Genomic DNA, 20,323 nt, shown 5'->3' on the forward strand with positions numbered 1-20,323 from the left:
TGTACGACTTACGAACTGTACAAAATGCAGATGATATGTATGAACGAAATTACTTGGTTTCAGGCTTTGGGAATCACATATTAATGCGGTGCGTCAGATAGAGAACATCTGTTTTGCGCTAAATTATTGGGTCTGACGCACCCTACAAAAGATAGAATCTAATAGATTCTATTAATGCGTAACTCCTAGAGAATTGTTTTACCTAGACAAATTTACCTTCAATCGCTTAAACATGGCTTCCCTTCCTTGCATTGCTAACTCATCATCTAAAGGTGCAAGTTGAATTTCTTCTTGATATTTTAACCGCAATGCTGTTTGAATTAACCAATCTGCGACAAAGGGATTTTTAGGTAACAAAGGACCGTGAGAATATGTCGCTATAGCATTTTGATAAAATGCTCCTTCTGTCCCATCTTCACCATTATTACCCAAACCGTACACCACACGTCCCAAGGCTTCCACCTTTCCTAATTTAGTCCGTCCACCGTGATTTTCAAAACCGACTAAATAGGGTTTCGTTCCCGTCATTGCTTCCAATTCTTGCGCTAAACGTGAAGCTGTGACTTCAATTACCAAATTACCAATACAGCGTTTGGTGTTTTCTCCAGGATGAATAGAAACTAAATCGAGTATTCCTAAACCTTCGATTCTCTGACCTAACCCCGGTTCATAATAATGTCCTAGCAGTTGGGGAGAACCACAGGTAAATACTCCTGGTGTACCATTTTCGATTTTATCACGCATTGCATCAGCTTTTGCTCCTTGCAAGTCCCGCATGACAATTTCTTGCTGACGGTCTTGTGCGCCTCCACCCACTATAACATCAACTGATTTGATATTTTCCGGGCTGGAATTTTGGTCTAAAGGTACAACTTTAACATTATATCCTCGCCATTGAGCGCGACGTTCTATAGTTATAACATTACCGCGATCGCCATAGGTACTCATTAACTGCGGATATAACCAACCAATAATAATTTCCATCTGTGCAGAACTCATAAAACCTCAATCAAAAAATACAAAATACAAATTAAATTCACCTATCTATGGTCGCAAAATCCGGTGCATATCTAGAACTGGGGGGATAATGTTAGTTTGGGTTAGCATATCGTGAATTTGTCCCCGGTGGTGAGTTTGATGATTAAAGAAATGTGTCAATAAGATTTCTACTGGATCACTATAACTTTTTCTTTGGCTATTGGTATAGGTAATGTTTCCTATCACAAAATCTTGATTTAAGTTCAGGGTAAATTGTTCAATGCGATTATCTTCCCATATCCGCGCTGCACTTAGTTCTTCAAAATCATCATAAAGAATAGCATCAAGTCCTGTCGATGACATTTCTTGACCTGTGAACCTTCCCATCCAAATGCGATCGCCTACCATAATATGGTTTAATGTTCCATGTATGCTTTTGAAAAATGCTGGTCTAATCTGCTTCCTTTCTGCATCACCAAGCTGGGAACAGACCCCATACAATCGACTATTCGCTAGGCTATTATAACGCGCTAACATCTGAAAATGTGAAATCAGCATATTTTGTATTGTTAGTAACAGTTTTATTTTGATTTTCTGGTAATAATCTTTTAAGGAGCTTGGCGTTAAATTTTACTGTTTTTGTGGAAATTACAGGAAAATTTGGGTGTATTCTACAATTAACTACATTAATATATGGATTGTAAAACTGCAACTTTGGTCTACCAAACAGAAAATCATCTCGAAAAGATTCGGGAGATTTTTCCAGAGGCTTGGAATTTTTTAGAAGAACAAGCTTTTGCTTATGTTCAGGGTAAAGCACATGAGTTTGATTCTGCAATCAGAATGTTAGTAGGGGAAACCAATTTCAAGTTTAGAATGGTTCACCGTGATGATAAAGATCAATTAACAAAAGATTTAGGTGATTTATTGGGTGATATAACTTCGCGGTTATTACTAGAAAAGCATTTTTCAGAGGTTGTTGGTCAGCCTGTTTTCTTTAGTACAATTTGTTGTAATAGTCATATTACAGCCGACCATGAAATGTCTTTAGAGGAAGTTTTACCTCTCCAACGTGCTGCGGTAAAATTACAATAAGCTTAGTCAAAAACCTTTAATTCCGTAGGTTGGGTTAAGCGAAAGCGCAACCCAACTTTACAAGTATCTTTACTAGCGGTTCAATAGCATTGTTTCCTGATATGATAGTTGAATGACCACATTAATTATAGATATACGTCGTAAAGTTGCTGAAAATCAGTTTGAGTTTTCTAAGCACGCTGTTGACCAATCTATCTTGCGACAAATTCGAGTTCAAGAAATTAGGGAGACAATTGCAAACGGTCAAGTAATTGAGGAATACCCAGACGACAAGTATGGAGCGAGTTGTCTAATTTGCGGTTTGACAGAAGCACAACGTCCTATTCACATTCAGTGTAGTTATCCCTCTCGTCCATTCATCAAAATTATTACGGTGTATCAACCTGATCTACAACAATGGAATGATAACTTTACGCAAAGGAGGCTTAGTAAAAATGACAATTGATTCGCAAGAAACACTGGTTGAAAAGCAGGTAACATACGCCTTAAATCTAAACGGCACAATTGTTATAATTGAGAACGTACCTGCTCGTGTAAATGAAGAAACAGGGGAGCAATTTTTCTCTGCTTCGACCGTAGAACGTTTACAACAGACAATTTTAGATAGAAAAGAACCCGACCATTTTATTCAAGTTCCTGTATACAACTATTCAAACAGCGCAGCATAACAATTTTTAAGCTATTATTTGAACAACAATATCCTTAGCTTCTTTAGAAGTTGAGTATCTTAAACCTCATCCATGTTGAAACCTGAAAGTTTTAATGATCCTGTTGTGTCATTGCGACGTAAGGAAGCAATCTCAGAATCTCGGTAAAAAACTACGATTCTCAGACTAGATGCGGTTTAATCTTAACATATTTATTCAGGAAAAAAAGCCGAATTGAGAGTTTCTTGTGCTGTGTAATGACATATTTCTGGAAACACTTGTTCATTTAATTTGGTTTCCCGAATCGCTAAGGCTAAACCTAATTCATAAGCAGTTAAAAAAATCTCATCTAAATAAGGTTTCAAGCTGGGACTATCTTCTAAAAGCAGTTTGATTTGAATACGTTGTTCACGAATGGTACTCAACCAACTACTACTGCGTTTTTCTCCTTGAAATTGCCATTTTAATAGATGTGCTAATAAAACCGCTAGTCTGTTTCTGAGTTCTTGTCGTTCTTTTCTCCCCAAAGTTTCGATTTCTTCAATCAGGTTAACAGTGTCTAATTTATCCCATTTTTGATCTTTGAGTAAACTAACCTGTTCTTGAGTCCAAGCATGGAAGTCTGTTCCATAGTTTTGAGAGGTGTTCATTTTTGCACCTTTAAAGAATTTTCCGACCGATTCGTAACGCACATTTTTTGTACTTATTGGTGTATTACCGAACTACAACCCACCTCACCCGTTATATTTTTTATTGTGTTGTGGCAAATCTAATCTTAGTCTCAGTAACTACTACAAAATTATCCACTAACTTTTCTATATACTTCTCTAATACCTGTTGTAAAATATGGATTTTATTTGTATAACGGTCATTTTCTAAACGTAGAAGAATCACACCTCGATGTGGATATTGATCCCGATAAACTTTCTCACCAAAATCTTTGTCGCTAGTGATCAAAATCCAGTTTTCATCAAAAGCTTTTTGAATAATTGTGTCATCATCTATTCCTCGTGCTTGTTCATAAACTGAGAAAACTTCATAACCTTTTTCACGTAACCAATGAGCAACAAAAACACCTGCATTTTCATCTACCAAAAATCGCATCTAGGCAATCTCCGCAGTCAAAGGCATAAAACTTGTACTTTCTAGAGAACGAGATGCAAATAATAAACAAGCTCTAATATCTGCTTCTTCTAGACCTTGATATTCTTCAAGTATTTCTGAGATTGCTACCCCTTGTGCAAGGAGATTAAGAATATACTCGACTGTTAAACGAGTGCCTTTAATTGTCGGTTTTCCAACCATTATTTTCGGATTTGTAGTAATACGGTTGAGTAATTTTTTATCTATCATAATAATAAAGTAGTTACAGTACAGATATTATTATTTTAGGCTACGATAACAGATTTGTTCATTTTTGCACCTTTAAAGAATTTTCCGACCAGTTAAAACTTCTCGCACTTCTAACATGGCAGAATAGGTGGGTAAAATGTGTAGGGTTTCGTCGGTTGGTGTATGTTCTAAGGCAATAGCGATCGCTCTCGGCAAATTTTCCTCTACAATCAACTTAATATCACTGTGGATAGATTTTTGACTATAACGCAGACGTAAGGCCATATCATACACGCGATCGCCACTCACCACCAACGTTCCCCCCCGTTCTACCAGTTTTTCTGTGTCTACGTCCCAAATCCATGATACATCAGTACCATCGGGAGTGCGATCGTTTAAAACTAATAAAGTTGTTTTATCTGTACTTTGAGTTACGACACGAATAGTTTCATTTGTCCCCACGGGATTTTTAGATAATAAAATTCTCACCCGTTTACCGTCAATAACCAAATCTTCAGCACGACCAAAAGCAGCTTGAAAATTATTGATAGTATCCTCAATTATTGCTTTATTAACACCCAATTCTATGGCGGCTGTAGCGGCAGCCAAAGTGTTATATTTGTTGTATAAGCCGACGAGAATTTGTCCCCATTCCCTACTTTCTAAAGCAGGTTTACTCTTACTAAAACCACAACTAGGACAGGTAAAATCTCCCAGATGAGACAGGTAAACACCTTGGTAATCAAGGGAATGTCCACATCTAGGACAATAAATGGAATCAACAGCGTGAGGAATTGCTTCTAAATAGTGTTCCGGTTCATTTAATCCAAAGAATAAGACTTTTTGAGGTAATTGCTGACCGAGATTTGATAAAGTTGGATCATCAGCATTGGGGATAACTACCGTTCTTTCTGGTAAAGTAGAAATAACCTTTGTCCAGCGTTTGCTAATTGTGTCAACTTCACCATATCTATCCAGTTGATCACGAAACAAATTTAAACACAAAATCACACGAGGTTGGAGAGGTTTTAAAACTTTGGGAACAATATTTTCGTCAACTTCTAAAATAGCGTAATCAATATTTAGAGAACCTAGTAAATTACTGCTTTCAATTAAAGCCGTAGCCAAACCATTTTCTAAATTTGCACCAGTAGAATTATGACAAACCCGGTATCCTTGACGTTGTAAAATACTGTATAATAACAAAGCTGTGGTAGTTTTGCCGTTAGTCCCGGCAATAATGATCACCCCATTTTTGACTTGCTGACTCAGTAAAGCCAAAATTTGCGGTTCAATACGTCGCGCAATCGACCCTGGTAAAACACTAGCAGCACCTAAACGGAGAAAGCGCACTGAAAATGTTATACTTTTGGCTATGGATACAGCTAAACCGAGTCTCAGTCTATTTAATAGGTTATTCATTTTAGATGTTTAACTTTTAATGTTTAATTTTTTATTCCTAAAGAGTTATCTTAAAGGATAGTGCGTGGATGTAATTATAGCAGTTGCCAGATAGACCAGAACATACAGTGATGAGAAAACTTAGACACCAAAAGACTTTCAACGCTGTTCTCTGTTTTTTGTTCCCTTAAAAATTAGTAACTTGATAGGTTCTTGTTGATGAATAGCATAAAGTGGCTCTTTTTACAAATTAAAATAATTGCTAATGGTTGGCGGTTAGTTTCTAAATGCTTATTGTTGCTTGTTTGTTTATTTTTGGTAAGTGTGCAGCCGGCATTGGCTGGGTTAAAAGAAGATAGCTATGATGGGAATATTTTTGTCATTTATGCTGGTAATGGTTCCTTAGTTCCTTCCAAACAGACATTAGGACAGGCTTTAGCAGCACACAAACCAGTATTTTTAGCATTTTATGTGGATGATAGCACCGATTGCAAAGAGTATGCGATCGCTATTTCCCAAGTACAGGCATTTTACGGACGTGTAGCGGAAATTATCCCCATTGGTGTTGATACCATTCCCGTCAAGGAAACTTACGACCCCACAGAACCAGGATACTACTACCAAGGGGCTGTACCGCAAGTGTTGGTATTTAACCAGTCCGGTGAAGTCGTTTTGAACAAACAAGGTCAAGTTCCTTTTGAAGAAATAGATGACAAATTTCGGCAAATTTTCAATTTATTACCCCGTACCGAATCTGTACCATTAAAACGACGTTCATTTAATGAGTTTAGTAGTGAATTAAACTGAGGAAACGGCTATTATAGAGCAGTTTTCGATTAAACCCACCACAAAAATAATCTGGAATCGATCCATTTATCCGCTTGAATTTACTTTCATCTGTGTTGAATTACCCTTCCATCTGTGGTACATTATGACTCTCCAAACCCACACCATTAATCGGCAGAACCAGTTGCCGTGTCTTGGAATTAGCAAAACAACTAAGATATTAATAGCCACATTTGTCGCTGTGCCTATGGTTTTCCCATTACCAGCAGCAGCTTTAGAATTTCAAATCACCCCTAAAAATCCTCAATTGGGGGATACAATCTCAGTAGAAATTGATGTTGATAATCAACAGAATCCTAGTAGTCCCATACTAACAATTGGAGAGAAAACATATCCAGCATTTTCCATAGCCCCGAATAAATACCGTGCATTTATTCCCACAACTCCCCTAGAAAAACCCGGAGTGAGGAAATTTCAAATTACTAAAGATGGTAAACAAAGAAACATAGCCGTATGGGTACGCGATCGCCAATTCCCCACCCAACGCATTAATCTACCCCCCGGTAAAGCCGGAGTTAAAGCCACAGAACACGAACTTCAGCAAGTTGCAGCCTTTAAAAAACTACAAACACCAGAAAAATATTGGAATGGAGTCTTCCTCAAACCAAATAAAGGACGAATGACCACTACCTATGGTGTACGGCGCTACTATAATGGTAAATTTGCTAATGACTACTACCATCGCGGCTTAGACTATGCTGGCGCTGCCGGTTCAGCCGTAATTGCCCCAGCGGACGGAAAAGTTGCTTTAGTTGGAACAGTATCTCAAGGTTTCCGAGTTCATGGTAATCTAGTTGGTGTTGACCACGGTCAAGGAGTAACCAGTATTTTCATGCACCTCAGTCGTATTAACGTCAAAGAAGGTGATTTTGTTAAAGCTGGTCAATTGATTGGGACAGTTGGTTCTACCGGCGCTTCCACAGGGCCGCACCTCCACTGGGGTCTATACGTCAACGGACAATCAATCGATCCAAAACCTTGGCAGACTCAGGTTATGAAATAGTCATTTTTGAAAAACAAAATAGAGGCGTTCTAGTAGAATGTCTCTATAAAAGTTTTGGAAAATGTACATTTATAGCAGGAGTCAGGAGTCAGGAGTCAGGAGTCAGGAGTAAAACCCTGTTGTGAAACGAGTTTTATCAATGGCTTACTTCAACCTGCGCTAACAATTTATGTCCTAACCACCTTGGCGATTGATTTAAATTTGGTCAATGTCTAATAAGGAAAACCAATAGTTAGCAACAGTGAATTAATTTGGTAAGCCGTGTCCTATTTAACGACATATTTACCATAATTAATCCAGTTCTTTGATTGTGAATTGCTGATCATCTACCCATTAAGTAAGTTAAACTGAATGATTAAGATTATGAGTATTGAAAAAATTGTAGAGCAAGCTCTCCAGGATGGTTATTTAACACCAACAATGGAAGTAGAAGTTGGAAGGATCTGTGATAATGCCTCAGAACTCTCAATAGAAGAGTACATGGCGCTAGATCGTTTAATGGGTGCATTATTGACCGGTGAAGTAGTAGCAGTACCTAGAAAACAATTTATTAACGTGATGGAAGAGTTGGTACTTACAGAAGCGATCGCTCGAATCACTGAAATTGAAGCTACCAGTGACACTACTCTAGATGTAGGAGACATAGCAGCTTACGCTCTTAACCGTCTTCCACCCTTGTACGCAACCACAGAAGAAGGTGCTAACTACCAGCGTCAACGAGCTAAAACTGAACTTCACGACTTCATTTCTCAGCAAGTCAACGAAGCTATTAGCCTTAACCTCAACCAGCCTAATGATAACAAAACTCCCGTTTCCACTAAAAATACAGGGAATGAAGTTCTGCAACAGGTTAGTAACTTACTCCAAGTTTATGCACCTAATTTTGAGCAAAAATCAAATAACCTAAAACCCATCTAAACTAAATCAGCCAATAAAGCACAGTTTTCGTAGTGCGGGCATCTTGCCCGCTTCAACGGACTCTACTCCCTGTACCCTTCAACTTCGCACTAATACGGAAGTTCCTAACTGCACTTGATCGTACAACATCCGAACATCAGTATTACGCATTCTCAGACAACCATGAGAAACAGCATCTCCTAATAAATCAACATTGGGTGTACCGTGAAAGCCGATTTCATTGCGTCCATCAGACCAAAACCCAATCCAGCGATCGCCTAAAGGACTATCAGTACCAGCCTCAAATATCTTACCAGTAATCGGATGTTGCCAAATTGGATCTAGTTGTTTGTGCATCACCTGGAAAGTACCAGTGGGTGTTTCCCAACCTTCCTTACCTACTGCAACCGGATAACTTGCTATCACCTCATCATAGCGATATACATAGACACGGCGATCGCTCAAATCAACTACTAACTGCGTCGGATTAGATACAGAATCATTTGCTGGCTTAGGTAAAAACCCAGATAAAAGTTTTTGAGGAAACTTGTTCCCAGTCTTTTCCTGTACTGGTTCTTGTCCTACCAATTTATTAACTTGAGGGATTTTACTAGCTACATTTTTTTGTGGTTTTTTCTCTTGACGAGTTTTAGTAACAGAGGACTTTTTAGAAACAGGAGGAACAGGCGCACCTAAAGCCACATTGCCAATTCCTACTGATAAAGTATTATTATCACCTGACTCTAGGCTGCTGCTTTGAGATGGTCTTAAAATCTGGGAATCCGGGGGAATTATCTGCTTTGTCATTGTCTGAGAGTGCCAATGGACAGCCAGAGATAAAGTTGCCGTCCCAAAACAGAGCAACATCACCATACTCGCTACAGATTGATTTCTTGCCATTGCCATAGCTTATTATTTATCCCTGACATATCTGACTAACTAAAGGGCTTGTTAAGAGTAGCCAATTCACTAAAAATTTATCAAAAATTATCTGTTTCTTAATGCATCTACTTATACTCTTCCAGAAATTGGGGTAGTCAGGACTTGTTTTCAGATAAATCTCCAGATGTAGTTTGATCGGGTACTAAAAGGGAAATTCCATGAAAAAACTGTATTGCCAGGATCAACAATTACATTTTTACCAGTTTATTACAAAAAATTGCCACAGCCAACCCACCCTAATTTTACAGGTAACAATCTCAATATAATTTTTGAGAAATGGCGATCGCTAATAGACATCGACCGAATTTGAATATAGGTTTTCCAGAATCCTTGTAGAGACGTTCCATGGAACGTCTCTATACTGTTGGAATTTTGAACAGACAAGTCCCACCAATGCCCTTGTTAACCTCATGTTTCTACGTTAAACCCCGACTCAGGAACTTATCAAGAATTGACTCGTCAAAAAAACTGGGGATGATTTAAAGCCAGTACGATCTATGAGTCAAGCGATTACTGTATCCTGGTCAACTGTAGGTGCAACATATTCTGAAGCATCGGTGCAAGTTGACAAACTCTCAAATCACGATCTCATTTTGCGCTGTCAAACTGGACTGCGCCCAGACCGTGCTGCATTTGCAGAACTACTACGGCGCTATCAGACTCAGGTTGATCGGGTTTTATATCACCTGGCACCTGATTGGACTGATAGAGCAGATTTGGCTCAAGAAGTGTGGATTCGCGTCTATCGGAATATCAACCGATTGCAAGAACCTCCGAAATTTCGTGGCTGGTTAAGCCGCATTGCCACCAACTTGTTTTACGACGAGTTGCGAAAACGTAAACGTTTCGCCAGTCCCCTCTCGTTAGATGCTCCCCGCACGGTAGACGACGGCGAGATGGATTGGGATATTGCAGGCGATACACCAGGACCAGAAGAAGAACTGACCACTAGAGAATTTTACGAACAACTGCGAGATGCGATCGCTGATTTGCCTGAAGTATTTCGTACTACAATAGTCCTGAGAGAAATCGAAGGCATGGCCTACGAAGAAATAGCCGAAATTACCGGCGTTTCACTAGGAACCGTAAAATCGAGAATAGCCAGGGCTAGATCCAGATTACAAAGCCAGTTGCAAGGTTATTTAGACACCTAATCTTCTTCCTCAAATCTCAAAAATATTCAGCATAGCATCATCTAGCAAATATCAATTTGCCCCACCATTTAAGAAAAGATTGCTGAAACTCTCCTAAAAATCCGCTGTGTTTACCCGTGAATGATTTAATAATCATGTTACAATAAACACGGATTGTTATATTCCTTACTCCATCCCAGTCGCCTTAGCGTCAGCATTGCGAAGCATAAGGGATGGTGAAACCTACCAAAGAATCAACGGGTATAATGGATATGGTGAAGCGCGATGCCCCAGGGCGCAGCGAAGCCGACCGCTTCGAGTTATTGAGTGCTTACCTCGATGGTGAGATTACGGCTGTCGAACGTAGACAGGTAGAGGAATGGCTAGTAAGCGATCCCTCAGTTAAGCGTTTGTATGGGCGATTATTAAAGCTCCGACAAGGCTTGACAACAATGCCAATACCAGCAGCAGAACAGTCACCACGAAAAACAGCCGACGAAGTATTAGCACGTTTGCAGCGTCGTGACAAGTTAAAATGGTTATTAGGGGGAGCGGCTCTAGCTGCTTGTGCAATTGGCACAATATCTGGTTTACTACCAGGTAGCGATTCTAAAACCTTGCAACTGGCACAACAACAGATAAAACCAACAACGGACACAATCAAGTCAGTTATCTCGACTTCACCGTTGATGGTAGCCATCAATAATCCAGTAATTGAAATTCCCAAAACAGCCGTAGCATCTCCAAAACAGCCAATTAATCAGTTTAAAACGCCGATAGAAGGCATAAAATCCGAGATCAATTAACTAAAGACAAGACACAGAGTAGTCCTGTAGAAGTAGTGATGCAAGTTGGTGTAACCCACTTTGTATAAAGATAGAAAAGATAAAAATCACTACTTCTTTATCACTACCATAATTAGAACATCTAAACATATCAAAAACTTATACTTTTATAGATGGCACTGTCTTCATAGACTTTACAATTGTAATAACAAAATTTAGATGAAACTTAATTGCAACCCTTACTACGAAACAAAATTTGGTGCTGCTTATTTGGGAAACAGCCTAGAATTAATGGCAAGTATTCCCAACGAAAGTATCGATCTAATTTGCACCTCTCCACCATTTGCACTGGTTCGTAAAAAAGAATACGGAAATGTTGATGCAGATGAATATGTTGAATGGTTTAAAGATTATGCGGTACAGTTTTACCGTATTCTTAAACCAACAGGCTCACTGGTTATTGATATTGGTGGCAGTTGGATTAAAGGGATGCCAGTTCGTTCACTTTATCATTTTGAACTGGTTGTGGCTTTGTGCAAAGCAAAAGAAAAAGGTGGGCTTGGATTTTATCTGGCACAAGAATTGTATTGGTATAATCCAGCAAAACTACCCACTCCTGCCGAATGGGTAACAGTTCGCAGAGAAAGAGTTAAAGATTCGGTAAATACAATTTGGTGGCTGTCTAAAGAACCGCATCCTAAAGCTAATAATAGAAGAGTTTTAAAGCCTTATAGTGATGCAATGAAAAACCTTCTGAAGAATGGGTATAAACCCAAAGTCAGACCTTCAGGTCATGACATTTCTAATAAATTTGGAAACGACCGAGGAGGGGCTATCCCTCCGAATATTATTGATGGACGTTGTAGTATAGGTAAAGAAGAAATAGGACAACCAATTCTCATAGAAGAAAAATTATCTGAAAATTTAGTTCAATCTGTCAATATAATTTCTGCATCAAATACTGCTTCTAACGATTATTATCAAAAACGTTGTAAAGAAGAAAGTTTTAAACCACATCCAGCAAGATTCCCTCAAGCTTTACCAGAGTTTGTCATCAACCTTTGTACAGAACCAGGCGATATTGTTTTAGAACCTTTTGCTGGTTCTAATATGACAGGTCGAGTTGCAGAAACTTTACAAAGACGCTGGTTAGCTTTTGAGATTGATGAAAACTACATCAGAAGCTCAAAACTGAGATTTGAAGAAAATGCTCCTTTGGTTGTTGAACCTCCAGCAGATTTACCATCAATAGCAATAGAAAATGCTGATAAGAACCAGTCAGTACAGTTAGGACTTTTTTGAAAAAGGCACTATCAAATTAATTAGATATTTTAAGGAAATTATGGAATGGAGTCTAAAAAATTAAAGAAATTTACTTACGGAGATCAGTTTGAGCCAACTAAATTTTCTTTAGTCGAAATTTTGGAGTTATGCAAAGAGTGTCAACCAAGTAGGGATACACTGGAAGTTAATATTGGCCAACGTTATTTTTCCAAACATTCTCAACAGGCTTCATCTATACAATCTGCAAAAAATATCAGCATATTGTCAATGAACTGTTTCTTATCCCTCAGAGCTTATCAGCTGATTGAGGACTTGGAACAGCCACGCCAATATCAACTTACTTCTCTTGCTAAAGAAATTTTAGCTAATGCTGACAATACTTCATTTGTAAATCAAAGATTTGCAGCGCACATATTAAATAATTTGTCAGGTATGGCTTTATTAAAAGCTATTGATGCAGTTAATGCTAGAGGAGAAGAAGCACAACTGGAGCCAATAGCCTATGAATTACAGGAAAGGGGATATACCATATCACCTAGCGGCACTTACACAAGTACTATGAGAAGTTGGTTGTCCCAGGCAGGTGTTTTTGAACGGGAATACGAAATAAACTGGGATATTGTTTCAGAAATTCTAGGCATCAACAAAGATTTTATCGACGAGCTTTATACCCTGACACCTGAACAAAAACATTTTCTGCTGAGTCTGCTGAATCTTGATGTGAAAGAACTTATACCAGCTAATAAAGTTGCCCAACATACCAGAAGTATTTATAAATTAAGACTGACAACTAAAAATTTAGTCAAGGATGTTATTAAACCTCTTGCAAGTCTGGGTTTAATAGAAACAGAAAAAACCACAGGTGGCAGAGGAGCTAAATCAAATAAAGTCAGATTGACCAATAAAGCCCAATCTGAACTATTAGCACCCCTTCTAAAATCAATTGCTAATGAAACAAGGCTTTCGGAAATTGAACTCAACCGCACCTTTGATGATGTTGTAAATGAATTAAATCACCCAGATAAACATATTAAAGGCAAAGCGTTAGAACTTCTGGCAGTCTGGATGATACGCCTAACCAGTCTGCGTTTCACAAAATGGCGTAATAGAGAAACAGGTAAAGGAGAAGTAGATGTTTTAGCAGCTTCAGACAGATTTGTTTATAGTCGGTGGCAGATTCAATGCAAAAATACAAATAAGGTTGATACTGATGTCTTAGCCAAAGAAATCGGGCTGACATTTGTTACAGGGGCAGACGTGGTAATGGTTGTAACAACTGGCGAGTTTACAAGGGATGCTTATCAGTATGCATACAGAATGATGGAAGTATCCCGCTATTATATGATTTTGTTACAAAAAGATGATATTGAAGCAATTAAAAAGGATAAAACAAATATTGTTGAAATTTTCGACAGAAAGGCTAGGCGAGTCTTTGCGAAGAAAGAACTTGATGTATCTGATGAAGAGTTAAATGAAATTGAACAGGAACAAGATTTGATGGCTGAAGCAATAGAAGCTATCGAAGATGAAATAGATTATAACAGTTGAGAACTAACCCTAAAGTAATTATTCCAGATGCCTTAGCATAATTAATTTTAAAATTATCTATTGCATAAGTTTCAAGTTTTGGGATAAGACAAGGTGTATAAATAATATCTCTAATAAAACCATTAAAATGGAGGATACTCATATTTTATTAAAGTTAAGAAAAAAACTGATTGAGTAAGTAGAACACCAGCAAAATGAGAATTTTATTTACTAAAAAACTTAATAGCTTTAGGGGCAGTCTAGATTATGCCACAATAGCGAAAAGCAATAGATAAACAATATAGGAGTTTTAATTGTGGAGTCCCCCCAAAAAACGTCATACCAACCAGCCGCAATTGAGGAAAAATGGCAAAAAACATGGTCAGAACTTGGCTTAGATAAAACACCTCAAGATCAAAACAAGCCTAAATTCTACGCCCTTTCCATGTTCCCTTACCCATCTGGTAGTCTACACATGGGTCACGTTCGTAACTACACAATTACAGATGTAATCGCCCGCCTCAAGAGAATGCAAGGGTATCGGGTATTACATCCAATGGGTTGGGATGCTTTTGGATTACCCGCAGAAAACGCCGCCATTGATAGAGGTGTACCCCCTGCCAAATGGACATATCAAAATATCGCCCAGATGCGGCAACAATTACAACGTCTGGGTTTATCCTTAGATTGGGAATGTGAAGTTGCTACTTGTTCCCCAGATTATTACAAATGGACTCAATGGATTTTTCTGCAATTTTTACAAGCAGGTTTAGCTTATCAAAGAGAAGCCGCAGTTAACTGGGACCCCATTGACCAAACCGTATTAGCAAACGAACAAGTTGATAATGAAGGACGTTCTTGGCGTAGTGGTGCAATAGTTGAACGTAAATTATTACGTCAATGGTTTTTCAAGATTACCGATTACGCCGAAGAATTATTAAATGATTTAGAAAAATTAACAGGTTGGCCAGAACGAGTTAAATTAATGCAGGCTAACTGGATAGGTAAATCCACAGGTGCTTATCTAGAATTTCCCATTGTTGGGTCAGAAGAAAAAATTGGCGTTTACACTACCCGTCCCGACACAGTTTATGGTGTTAGCTACGTCGTATTAGCCCCAGAACACCCCTTAACTCAAGTTGTCACCACTTCAGAACAAAAAACAGCAGTAGAAGCCTTTATTAAAGAAGTTACTAACCAAAGTGAGTTAGAAAGAACTGCGGAAGACAAACCTAAACGGGGTATTCCTACAGGTGGGAAAGCTATTAACCCCTTCACTGGGGAAGAAGTACCCGTATGGATTGCAGATTATGTTCTCTATGAATATGGTACAGGTGCGGTAATGGGTGTACCAGCCCATGATGTGCGAGATTTCAAGTTTGCCAAAGAACAAAATTTAGCTATCAAAGTAGTAATTGTCCCAGAAGTTGGTGCAGAAGAAACTTTAAAAACATCCTATACAGAAGCAGGAATTTTAGTTAATTCCGGTGACTTCAATGGGATAAATTCTGTAGATGCGAAAAAAGCCATTACCGAATTTGCAGAAAAACAAAATTTTGGTAAATTAAGAATACAATACCGTCTCAGAGATTGGTTGATTTCTCGACAACGTTATTGGGGCGCACCTATCCCTGTTATTCACTGTCCTGAATGTGGAATTGTGCCAGTACCAGATGCAGATTTACCTGTACAATTACCAGAAGAAATCGAATTAAGTGGACGTGGTGGTTCACCTTTAGCACAATTAGAAAGTTGGGTAAATGTCCCTTGTCCCACTTGCGGTACTCCTGCAAAACGGGAAACAGACACAATGGATACTTTTATTGATTCTTCGTGGTATTTCTTGCGTTTTACTGATGCCAAAAATGAAAATCAGGTTTTTGATTTCCAGAAAGTAAATGATTGGATGCCTGTAGATCAATATGTGGGGGGGATTGAACACGCAATTTTACATTTGTTATATTCGCGTTTCTTCACTAAAGTATTGCGTGATAGAGGTTTGCTAAATTTTGATGAACCATTTCAACGGTTATTAACTCAGGGAATGGTACAGGGTTTAACTTACATGAACCCAAATAAAGGTGGTAAGGATAAATGGATTCCTTCTAATTTAGTTGATGCTAATAATCCTGTAGATCCGCAAACAGGAGAACCTTTACAACGTCTCTATGCTACCATGTCTAAATCTAAAGGAAATGGTGTTGCCCCGGAAGATGTCATCAATAAATATGGCATAGATACGGCGAGAATGTTCATTTTATTTAAAGCACCTCCAGAGAAAGATTTGGAATGGGATGAGGCTGATGTTGAGGGACAATTCCGCTTTTTAAATCGCGTTTGGCGGTTAGTGACTGATTATGCTGCTGCGGGAGTTTGTAAGCAAAAACCAGAACTTGATAAATTAAGTAAAGTTGAAAAAGATTTGCGTCGGGCAATTCATATTGCGATTCAAGCAATTACGGAAGATGTAGAAGATGAATATCAATTCAATACCGCAATTTCGGAATTGATGAAATTAAGTAATGCGTTGAATGATGCAAGTTGTAATAATTCCCCAATTTACGCTGAAGGGATTCAAACTTTGGTGATTTTGTTAGCGCCTTTTGCACCGCATATTGGTGATGAATTATGGCAGTTGTTGGGTAATAAAGATTCGGTACATAAACAAACTTGGCCAAGTTTTGACCCTGCGGCTTTGATAGCTGATGAAATTACTTTGGTAATTCAAGTTATGGGTAAAACTCGCGGTTCTATTCAAGTACCTTCGCAAGCCGATAAAGCGGAGTTGGAGAAATATGCGCGTGAGTCGGAAATTGCCCAGCGTTATATTGAAGGGAAAGAAATTAAGAAGGCGATCGTTGTTCCTGGTAAGTTGGTGAATTTCGTTTTGGGTTAATTTTTGTTTCTCACAGAGACGCAGAGGCGCAGAGAGTTTGTAGGGTGGGTTAAATGAAATGCAACTCAACACATTTATTATTGTTGGTTGATGTTGGGTTTCCTTACGTCAACCCAACCTACAAAAAATGGACAAGGTATTATCCACTATACATATTTGGTATTTTCTGTCAATGCGTAACTCCTATATATGTAAATCTGGTAATAATTCTTCTTATAACCTTTGTAGAGTCGAGAATCCCTGCATGAGGAACATCTCTACATTCTTTTTTGGACATATCTAATTAATTGAGCCAGTCAATTCTTCGGTTTCCCTACCAAACTAACCGGCTCGGTTTTATATTTGGATATAGTCACCTACATCACTGGAATTGAGTTTGGACTCTCTAATATACGCTCGATAAAATCCCTTCTATCAATTCTGATTGTAGAGAGTGCTGGCGAGGACGACCCGAACACAACCCGAAAACCGAGATCATTATTTTGATCACGCGCGTTGTTCCTGTTACGATACGCCGAACGGCAATTGATAGCATTGTTGTACCAAGAACCGCCACGTTTAATAACTCAACCCCAAGCTATGTGCCATAAGTTCTAAGACTTATAAACAAGGATAGCCACCTTTAATTATACAGTGTCGGAATATTAATATTTGATGTGCGTTACAAGTCTTTAACAAGTTATTTTGGCGTTGCTGATTTTAGGGATGACAATGATTTTGCATATATTCAAAACCCTTGTAGAGACGTTCCATGGAACGTCTCTACCCCCAAAATCATACGCCAATTCAGCAACGCCGTTATTTTTAATGATGTTAGAACTTACGCACTATGCAAATCAATTATTTTACGCGCTTACCAAAATAGGTTATTTCAGGCTTAAATTAATGATGATGTTGATCGTCAATGGTTCGGTATTGTAGGGGTTTAGCACTGCTCATTGGTGTCAATTTAGGCTCTAATCGTTGTCCCACAGCCGTTTTACCCCACCCCTTAATCCCCTCCCCTCTTGAGCTTGATTGTTGAGGAACTGAATAAGTTTGATCTAACGGCATTACAAGAGTTTCATGTTAAGTTGACACGTATGGGTTTTTCCCATCTCACCTACTTAATCCTTTTGTAGAGACTCTACAACGAAAAAAAATTTTAGCTCGCTGACGCTCGCAAGGGTAAAGAAGAAAGGGCAGAGGGCAAAAGGGCAAAAGAGCAGAGGGCTAAGAAAGTCCTGGCGAGGACGACCCGAACACAACCCGAAAACCGAGACCATTAAGTTGATCACGCGCGACGTACCAGTAACGACACGCCGAACGGCAAACGATAGCATTGAGGTACCAAGAACCGCTACGACATATATAAGCGGGATTATCTTCTTCATCACTAATTTTATTAATCAAGTTTGCTATTAAATTCTTCTTGTTTACCCAAGGTTCATTACCGTTGCTTTTTAAACGCGCTGGCTTTTCGCTATAGCTATCGTGAAATTCATCTAAGCACCATTCCCAGACATTTCCGTGCATTTGATATAAACCCCAGGCGTTGGGGGTGAAACTATCCACATCTACGGTACATTCTCGATATTTACCCTTGGGGGTATCAGCATAAGGATAATTACCATCATAGTTAACTTGATCAGTTGTAATGGTCTTCCCAAAGGCAAAGGCTGTGGTTGTACCAGCACGACAGGCGTATTCCCATTCTGCCTCTGTGGGCAATCTGACGCTGCGTTTAGTCTGTTCAGATAGCTTTTGACAAAATGCCCGTGCTTCATGCCAAGAAACGCCAACTACAGGCTGCATATCCCCTTGAAATTTGGGTTCACACTTCTCAGATGGCTTAGTTTTCATCACGGCATACCATTGGGCATTGGTGACAGTATATTTGCCCATTAAAAACTCTTGCAGATAGACCTCATGCTGGGGGGTAGACCAGTCTAACCATTGTTCAACATCTTCTCGCTTGAGGTTATAGCTCAGGGCATTTTCTAAGGCTATTTGGCGCTCTTCCGGGGGCATTCCCATAGTAAACTTCCCCGTAGGCAAGCGCACCAGTTCCATGGTTATGCCTTGACCTAAATCTACAGTTAATTCACGGCGTTTTGCTGCTGCTATTTTCTGTCCCTGTGCTTCTGCTGCTTGACGCTGTTCTAATATAGTATTTAAAGATTGTTTATTTGCTAATCGCTGAAAGGCTGTAATAGCCTTCATATCTTGCCCACCTGCGGCCACATTCACACGCACCCATAACTGGAAAGCTAAATCAAAATTTCCTTCAATTTCAGCATGAAAAGCATCTTCTCTCAGGGTACTAATATCCCTATCAGTGGCAGATTTAGGCAATAAAATATAATGCAGTTTTGTAGCAGGTTCTATGGCAGCATAGGGAGTTTGAATATAATTTTTATGCCTTTGGGTCAATTGGGGAACTTGATGGCGCAAATAGTTATACAACCGTTCAACCGTGGCGCAGTTGCTTTCCCCTTGAATTTGCAACCCATTGAGTAAAACATGAGTAAAAGCACCTTGTTGAATTTCTTCGATTTCGTAGGAAACCTGACTGGGACTACAGGAAAAGAAAGTAATTACACCTTGCTGTGTTTCTTCACCAATTCCCAAACCACCACTTTTTTGTCCAGTGCTGCGACAAGCATCAATAAACAAAACTATATTATCCGCACCACTGCGCCGCAATCGTTCCGTGATGTAGGTAATGGGAATTGCTAAATTAGGAACAGTACGAGGATTGCCATCTATGGGTAATAAATAATCTCGTCCTGCGTAGGGCATCCCATGACCGCTAAAATAAAACCACAGGGTATCCCCAGATTCTAAAAAAGGCTGTTCAAAGCGATCATTAAAAAAACTATTTAGTGTGCCGTAAGTTGGTTGAGTTTTCTTGCTCAAACTGTTGCGCGGTGAATCATCAGAAAAAAAATATAGCTGTTCTGATTGAACACCTAAACTATGTAAAAAATAATCGCGCACCCTTTCTGCATCGGTTTTTGCATACTGGAGAGGCTGAATTTCGTCATATTCGTTAACGCCAATGACAACAGCGCAATTTTTAGCCATATTGCGATCAATTTACGGGAGATTGGGGTAATGAACGCTTAAATTTTAGCTCAATCGCGCCTTTACCAGCAGCTTTTACACCAGTACCCAATAATTTAATTTCCCCTTCGCTACCAATTTCTACTGTGAGGGTAATTTCATCTAGTTGAAGTTGGGCTTGGGGTTCGACTTGTTTTTGGACGTTACTAAACAAACGACTGACTACCCGCACAAATTGGGACATTTGCGCTTCTAACTTCCCTGCTGTCATCTGAGTATTTTTTATTTCTTCGTCTGTAACCGTTGAACTATTGTAAGGATTTCGATTTCCTGTTACAGATTTCATCCCTTCTTTTGAGACATTATCCGAACTACTTGCAGTGATAATCCATAGTTCTTCGTCTTGCCAGTTTTTGTCCATTATCTTGCATCCTCACACCTGATTGGACAATTTTCGCACAAAAGTGTGATTTGTGATGAAGTTATCCAGGTATATCTATCATGGTTCTATT

General features: G+C 39.0%; 20 protein-coding genes. 11 read left to right on the forward strand and 9 right to left on the reverse strand.

Annotation, left to right across the window (positions count from 1 at the left end; genetic code table 11):
• Positions 1–198: 198 nt before the first annotated feature.
• Together VB711_RS24400 and VB711_RS24405 are read right to left on the reverse strand one after the other, a co-directional pair.
• Positions 199–999, reverse strand: a complete 801-nt coding sequence (locus VB711_RS24400) for a type 1 glutamine amidotransferase (RefSeq protein ID WP_323289005.1) — start codon at positions 997–999, stop codon at positions 199–201.
• A 45-nt stretch (positions 1,000–1,044) separates the two neighbouring features.
• Positions 1,045–1,536: a DinB family protein gene (locus VB711_RS24405; protein WP_323289006.1), complete on the reverse strand. Its 492-nt coding sequence runs from the start codon at positions 1,534–1,536 to the stop codon at positions 1,045–1,047.
• 135 nt (positions 1,537–1,671) lie between these two features.
• Here VB711_RS24405 and VB711_RS24410 point away from each other — a divergent pair, with 135 nt between their 5' ends.
• The 3 genes from VB711_RS24410 (at position 1,672) to VB711_RS24420 (ending at position 2,741) form a co-directional block, all read left to right on the forward strand.
• Positions 1,672–2,073: a hypothetical protein gene (locus VB711_RS24410; RefSeq protein WP_323289007.1), complete on the forward strand. Its 402-nt coding sequence runs from the start codon at positions 1,672–1,674 to the stop codon at positions 2,071–2,073.
• Between the two features lie 112 nt (positions 2,074–2,185).
• Entirely contained in the window at positions 2,186–2,518 is a 333-nt protein-coding gene (locus tag VB711_RS24415; protein WP_323289008.1) for a DUF4258 domain-containing protein, read from the forward strand.
• Positions 2,508–2,741 carry a YgiT-type zinc finger protein gene (locus tag VB711_RS24420; protein ID WP_323289009.1) on the forward strand — a complete coding sequence of 78 codons (234 nt, stop codon included), beginning with the start codon at positions 2,508–2,510 and terminating at the stop codon, positions 2,739–2,741. The genes VB711_RS24415 and VB711_RS24420 overlap by 11 nt, the downstream gene beginning before the upstream one ends.
• 191 nt (positions 2,742–2,932) lie before the next feature.
• On the opposite strand, the gene VB711_RS24425 is transcribed toward VB711_RS24420, so the two are convergent.
• From VB711_RS24425 to VB711_RS24440, 4 genes are all read right to left on the reverse strand, one after another.
• Positions 2,933–3,370: a DUF29 domain-containing protein gene (locus VB711_RS24425; RefSeq protein ID WP_323289010.1), complete on the reverse strand. Its 438-nt coding sequence runs from the start codon at positions 3,368–3,370 to the stop codon at positions 2,933–2,935.
• A 100-nt stretch (positions 3,371–3,470) separates the two neighbouring features.
• Positions 3,471–3,824, reverse strand: a complete 354-nt coding sequence (locus VB711_RS24430) for a DUF5615 family PIN-like protein (RefSeq protein ID WP_323289011.1) — start codon at positions 3,822–3,824, stop codon at positions 3,471–3,473.
• On the reverse strand, positions 3,825–4,073 hold the full coding sequence (locus tag VB711_RS24435; RefSeq protein ID WP_323289012.1) for a DUF433 domain-containing protein: 249 nt from the start codon (positions 4,071–4,073) through the stop codon (positions 3,825–3,827).
• A 72-nt stretch (positions 4,074–4,145) separates the two neighbouring features.
• Positions 4,146–5,474, reverse strand: coding sequence for a Mur ligase family protein (locus tag VB711_RS24440; protein ID WP_323289013.1), 1,329 nt, complete (start codon positions 5,472–5,474; stop codon positions 4,146–4,148).
• Between the two features lie 198 nt (positions 5,475–5,672).
• Here VB711_RS24440 and VB711_RS24445 point away from each other — a divergent pair, with 198 nt between their 5' ends.
• The 3 genes from VB711_RS24445 (at position 5,673) to VB711_RS24455 (ending at position 8,220) form a co-directional block, all read left to right on the forward strand.
• Positions 5,673–6,260 carry a thylakoid membrane photosystem I accumulation factor gene (locus VB711_RS24445; protein WP_323289014.1) on the forward strand — a complete coding sequence of 196 codons (588 nt, stop codon included), beginning with the start codon at positions 5,673–5,675 and terminating at the stop codon, positions 6,258–6,260.
• A 124-nt stretch (positions 6,261–6,384) separates the two neighbouring features.
• Entirely contained in the window at positions 6,385–7,302 is a 918-nt protein-coding gene (locus tag VB711_RS24450; protein WP_323289015.1) for a M23 family metallopeptidase, read from the forward strand.
• Between the two features lie 363 nt (positions 7,303–7,665).
• Positions 7,666–8,220 carry a late competence development ComFB family protein gene (locus VB711_RS24455; protein WP_323289018.1) on the forward strand — a complete coding sequence of 185 codons (555 nt, stop codon included), beginning with the start codon at positions 7,666–7,668 and terminating at the stop codon, positions 8,218–8,220.
• 78 nt (positions 8,221–8,298) lie between these two features.
• Here the strand turns inward: VB711_RS24455 and VB711_RS24460 are convergent, their stop codons facing one another.
• Positions 8,299–9,105, reverse strand: coding sequence for a L,D-transpeptidase (locus VB711_RS24460; protein WP_323289020.1), 807 nt, complete (start codon positions 9,103–9,105; stop codon positions 8,299–8,301).
• Positions 9,106–9,638: 533 nt separating this feature from the next.
• Between VB711_RS24460 and VB711_RS24465 the strand changes: the two genes are divergently transcribed.
• The 5 genes from VB711_RS24465 to leuS all read left to right on the forward strand — a co-directional run bounded on the left by VB711_RS24465 (position 9,639) and on the right by leuS (position 16,766).
• A complete protein-coding gene (locus VB711_RS24465; protein ID WP_323289022.1) occupies positions 9,639–10,295 on the forward strand; it encodes a sigma-70 family RNA polymerase sigma factor in 657 nt (218 codons plus the stop codon).
• Between the two features lie 212 nt (positions 10,296–10,507).
• The gene (locus tag VB711_RS24470; protein WP_323289024.1) at positions 10,508–11,080 is read left to right on the forward strand and encodes an anti-sigma factor family protein; all 573 of its coding nucleotides are present in this window, start codon (positions 10,508–10,510) and stop codon (positions 11,078–11,080) included.
• A gap of 198 nt (positions 11,081–11,278) precedes the next feature.
• The gene (locus VB711_RS24475) at positions 11,279–12,361 is read left to right on the forward strand and encodes a site-specific DNA-methyltransferase (RefSeq protein WP_323289026.1); all 1,083 of its coding nucleotides are present in this window, start codon (positions 11,279–11,281) and stop codon (positions 12,359–12,361) included.
• 45 nt (positions 12,362–12,406) lie between these two features.
• Positions 12,407–13,891 (forward strand): restriction endonuclease, encoded by a 1,485-nt coding sequence (locus tag VB711_RS24480; protein ID WP_323289029.1) that lies wholly within the window; start codon positions 12,407–12,409, stop codon positions 13,889–13,891.
• A 295-nt stretch (positions 13,892–14,186) separates the two neighbouring features.
• Positions 14,187–16,766, forward strand: a complete 2,580-nt coding sequence (gene leuS, locus VB711_RS24485) for a leucine--tRNA ligase (RefSeq protein WP_323289032.1) — start codon at positions 14,187–14,189, stop codon at positions 16,764–16,766.
• 1,212 nt (positions 16,767–17,978) lie between these two features.
• Here the strand turns inward: leuS and VB711_RS24490 are convergent.
• Both VB711_RS24490 and VB711_RS24495 read right to left on the reverse strand, forming a co-directional pair.
• The gene (locus VB711_RS24490; protein ID WP_323289033.1) at positions 17,979–19,832 is read right to left on the reverse strand and encodes an SUMF1/EgtB/PvdO family nonheme iron enzyme; all 1,854 of its coding nucleotides are present in this window, start codon (positions 19,830–19,832) and stop codon (positions 17,979–17,981) included.
• A 7-nt stretch (positions 19,833–19,839) separates the two neighbouring features.
• The gene (locus tag VB711_RS24495) at positions 19,840–20,232 is read right to left on the reverse strand and encodes a hypothetical protein (RefSeq protein ID WP_323289034.1); all 393 of its coding nucleotides are present in this window, start codon (positions 20,230–20,232) and stop codon (positions 19,840–19,842) included.
• Positions 20,233–20,323 lie beyond the last annotated feature (91 nt).

The sequence above is a fragment of the Cronbergia sp. UHCC 0137 genome (assembly GCF_034932285.1).
Lineage (GTDB): Bacteria > Cyanobacteriota > Cyanobacteriia > Cyanobacteriales > Nostocaceae > Cronbergia.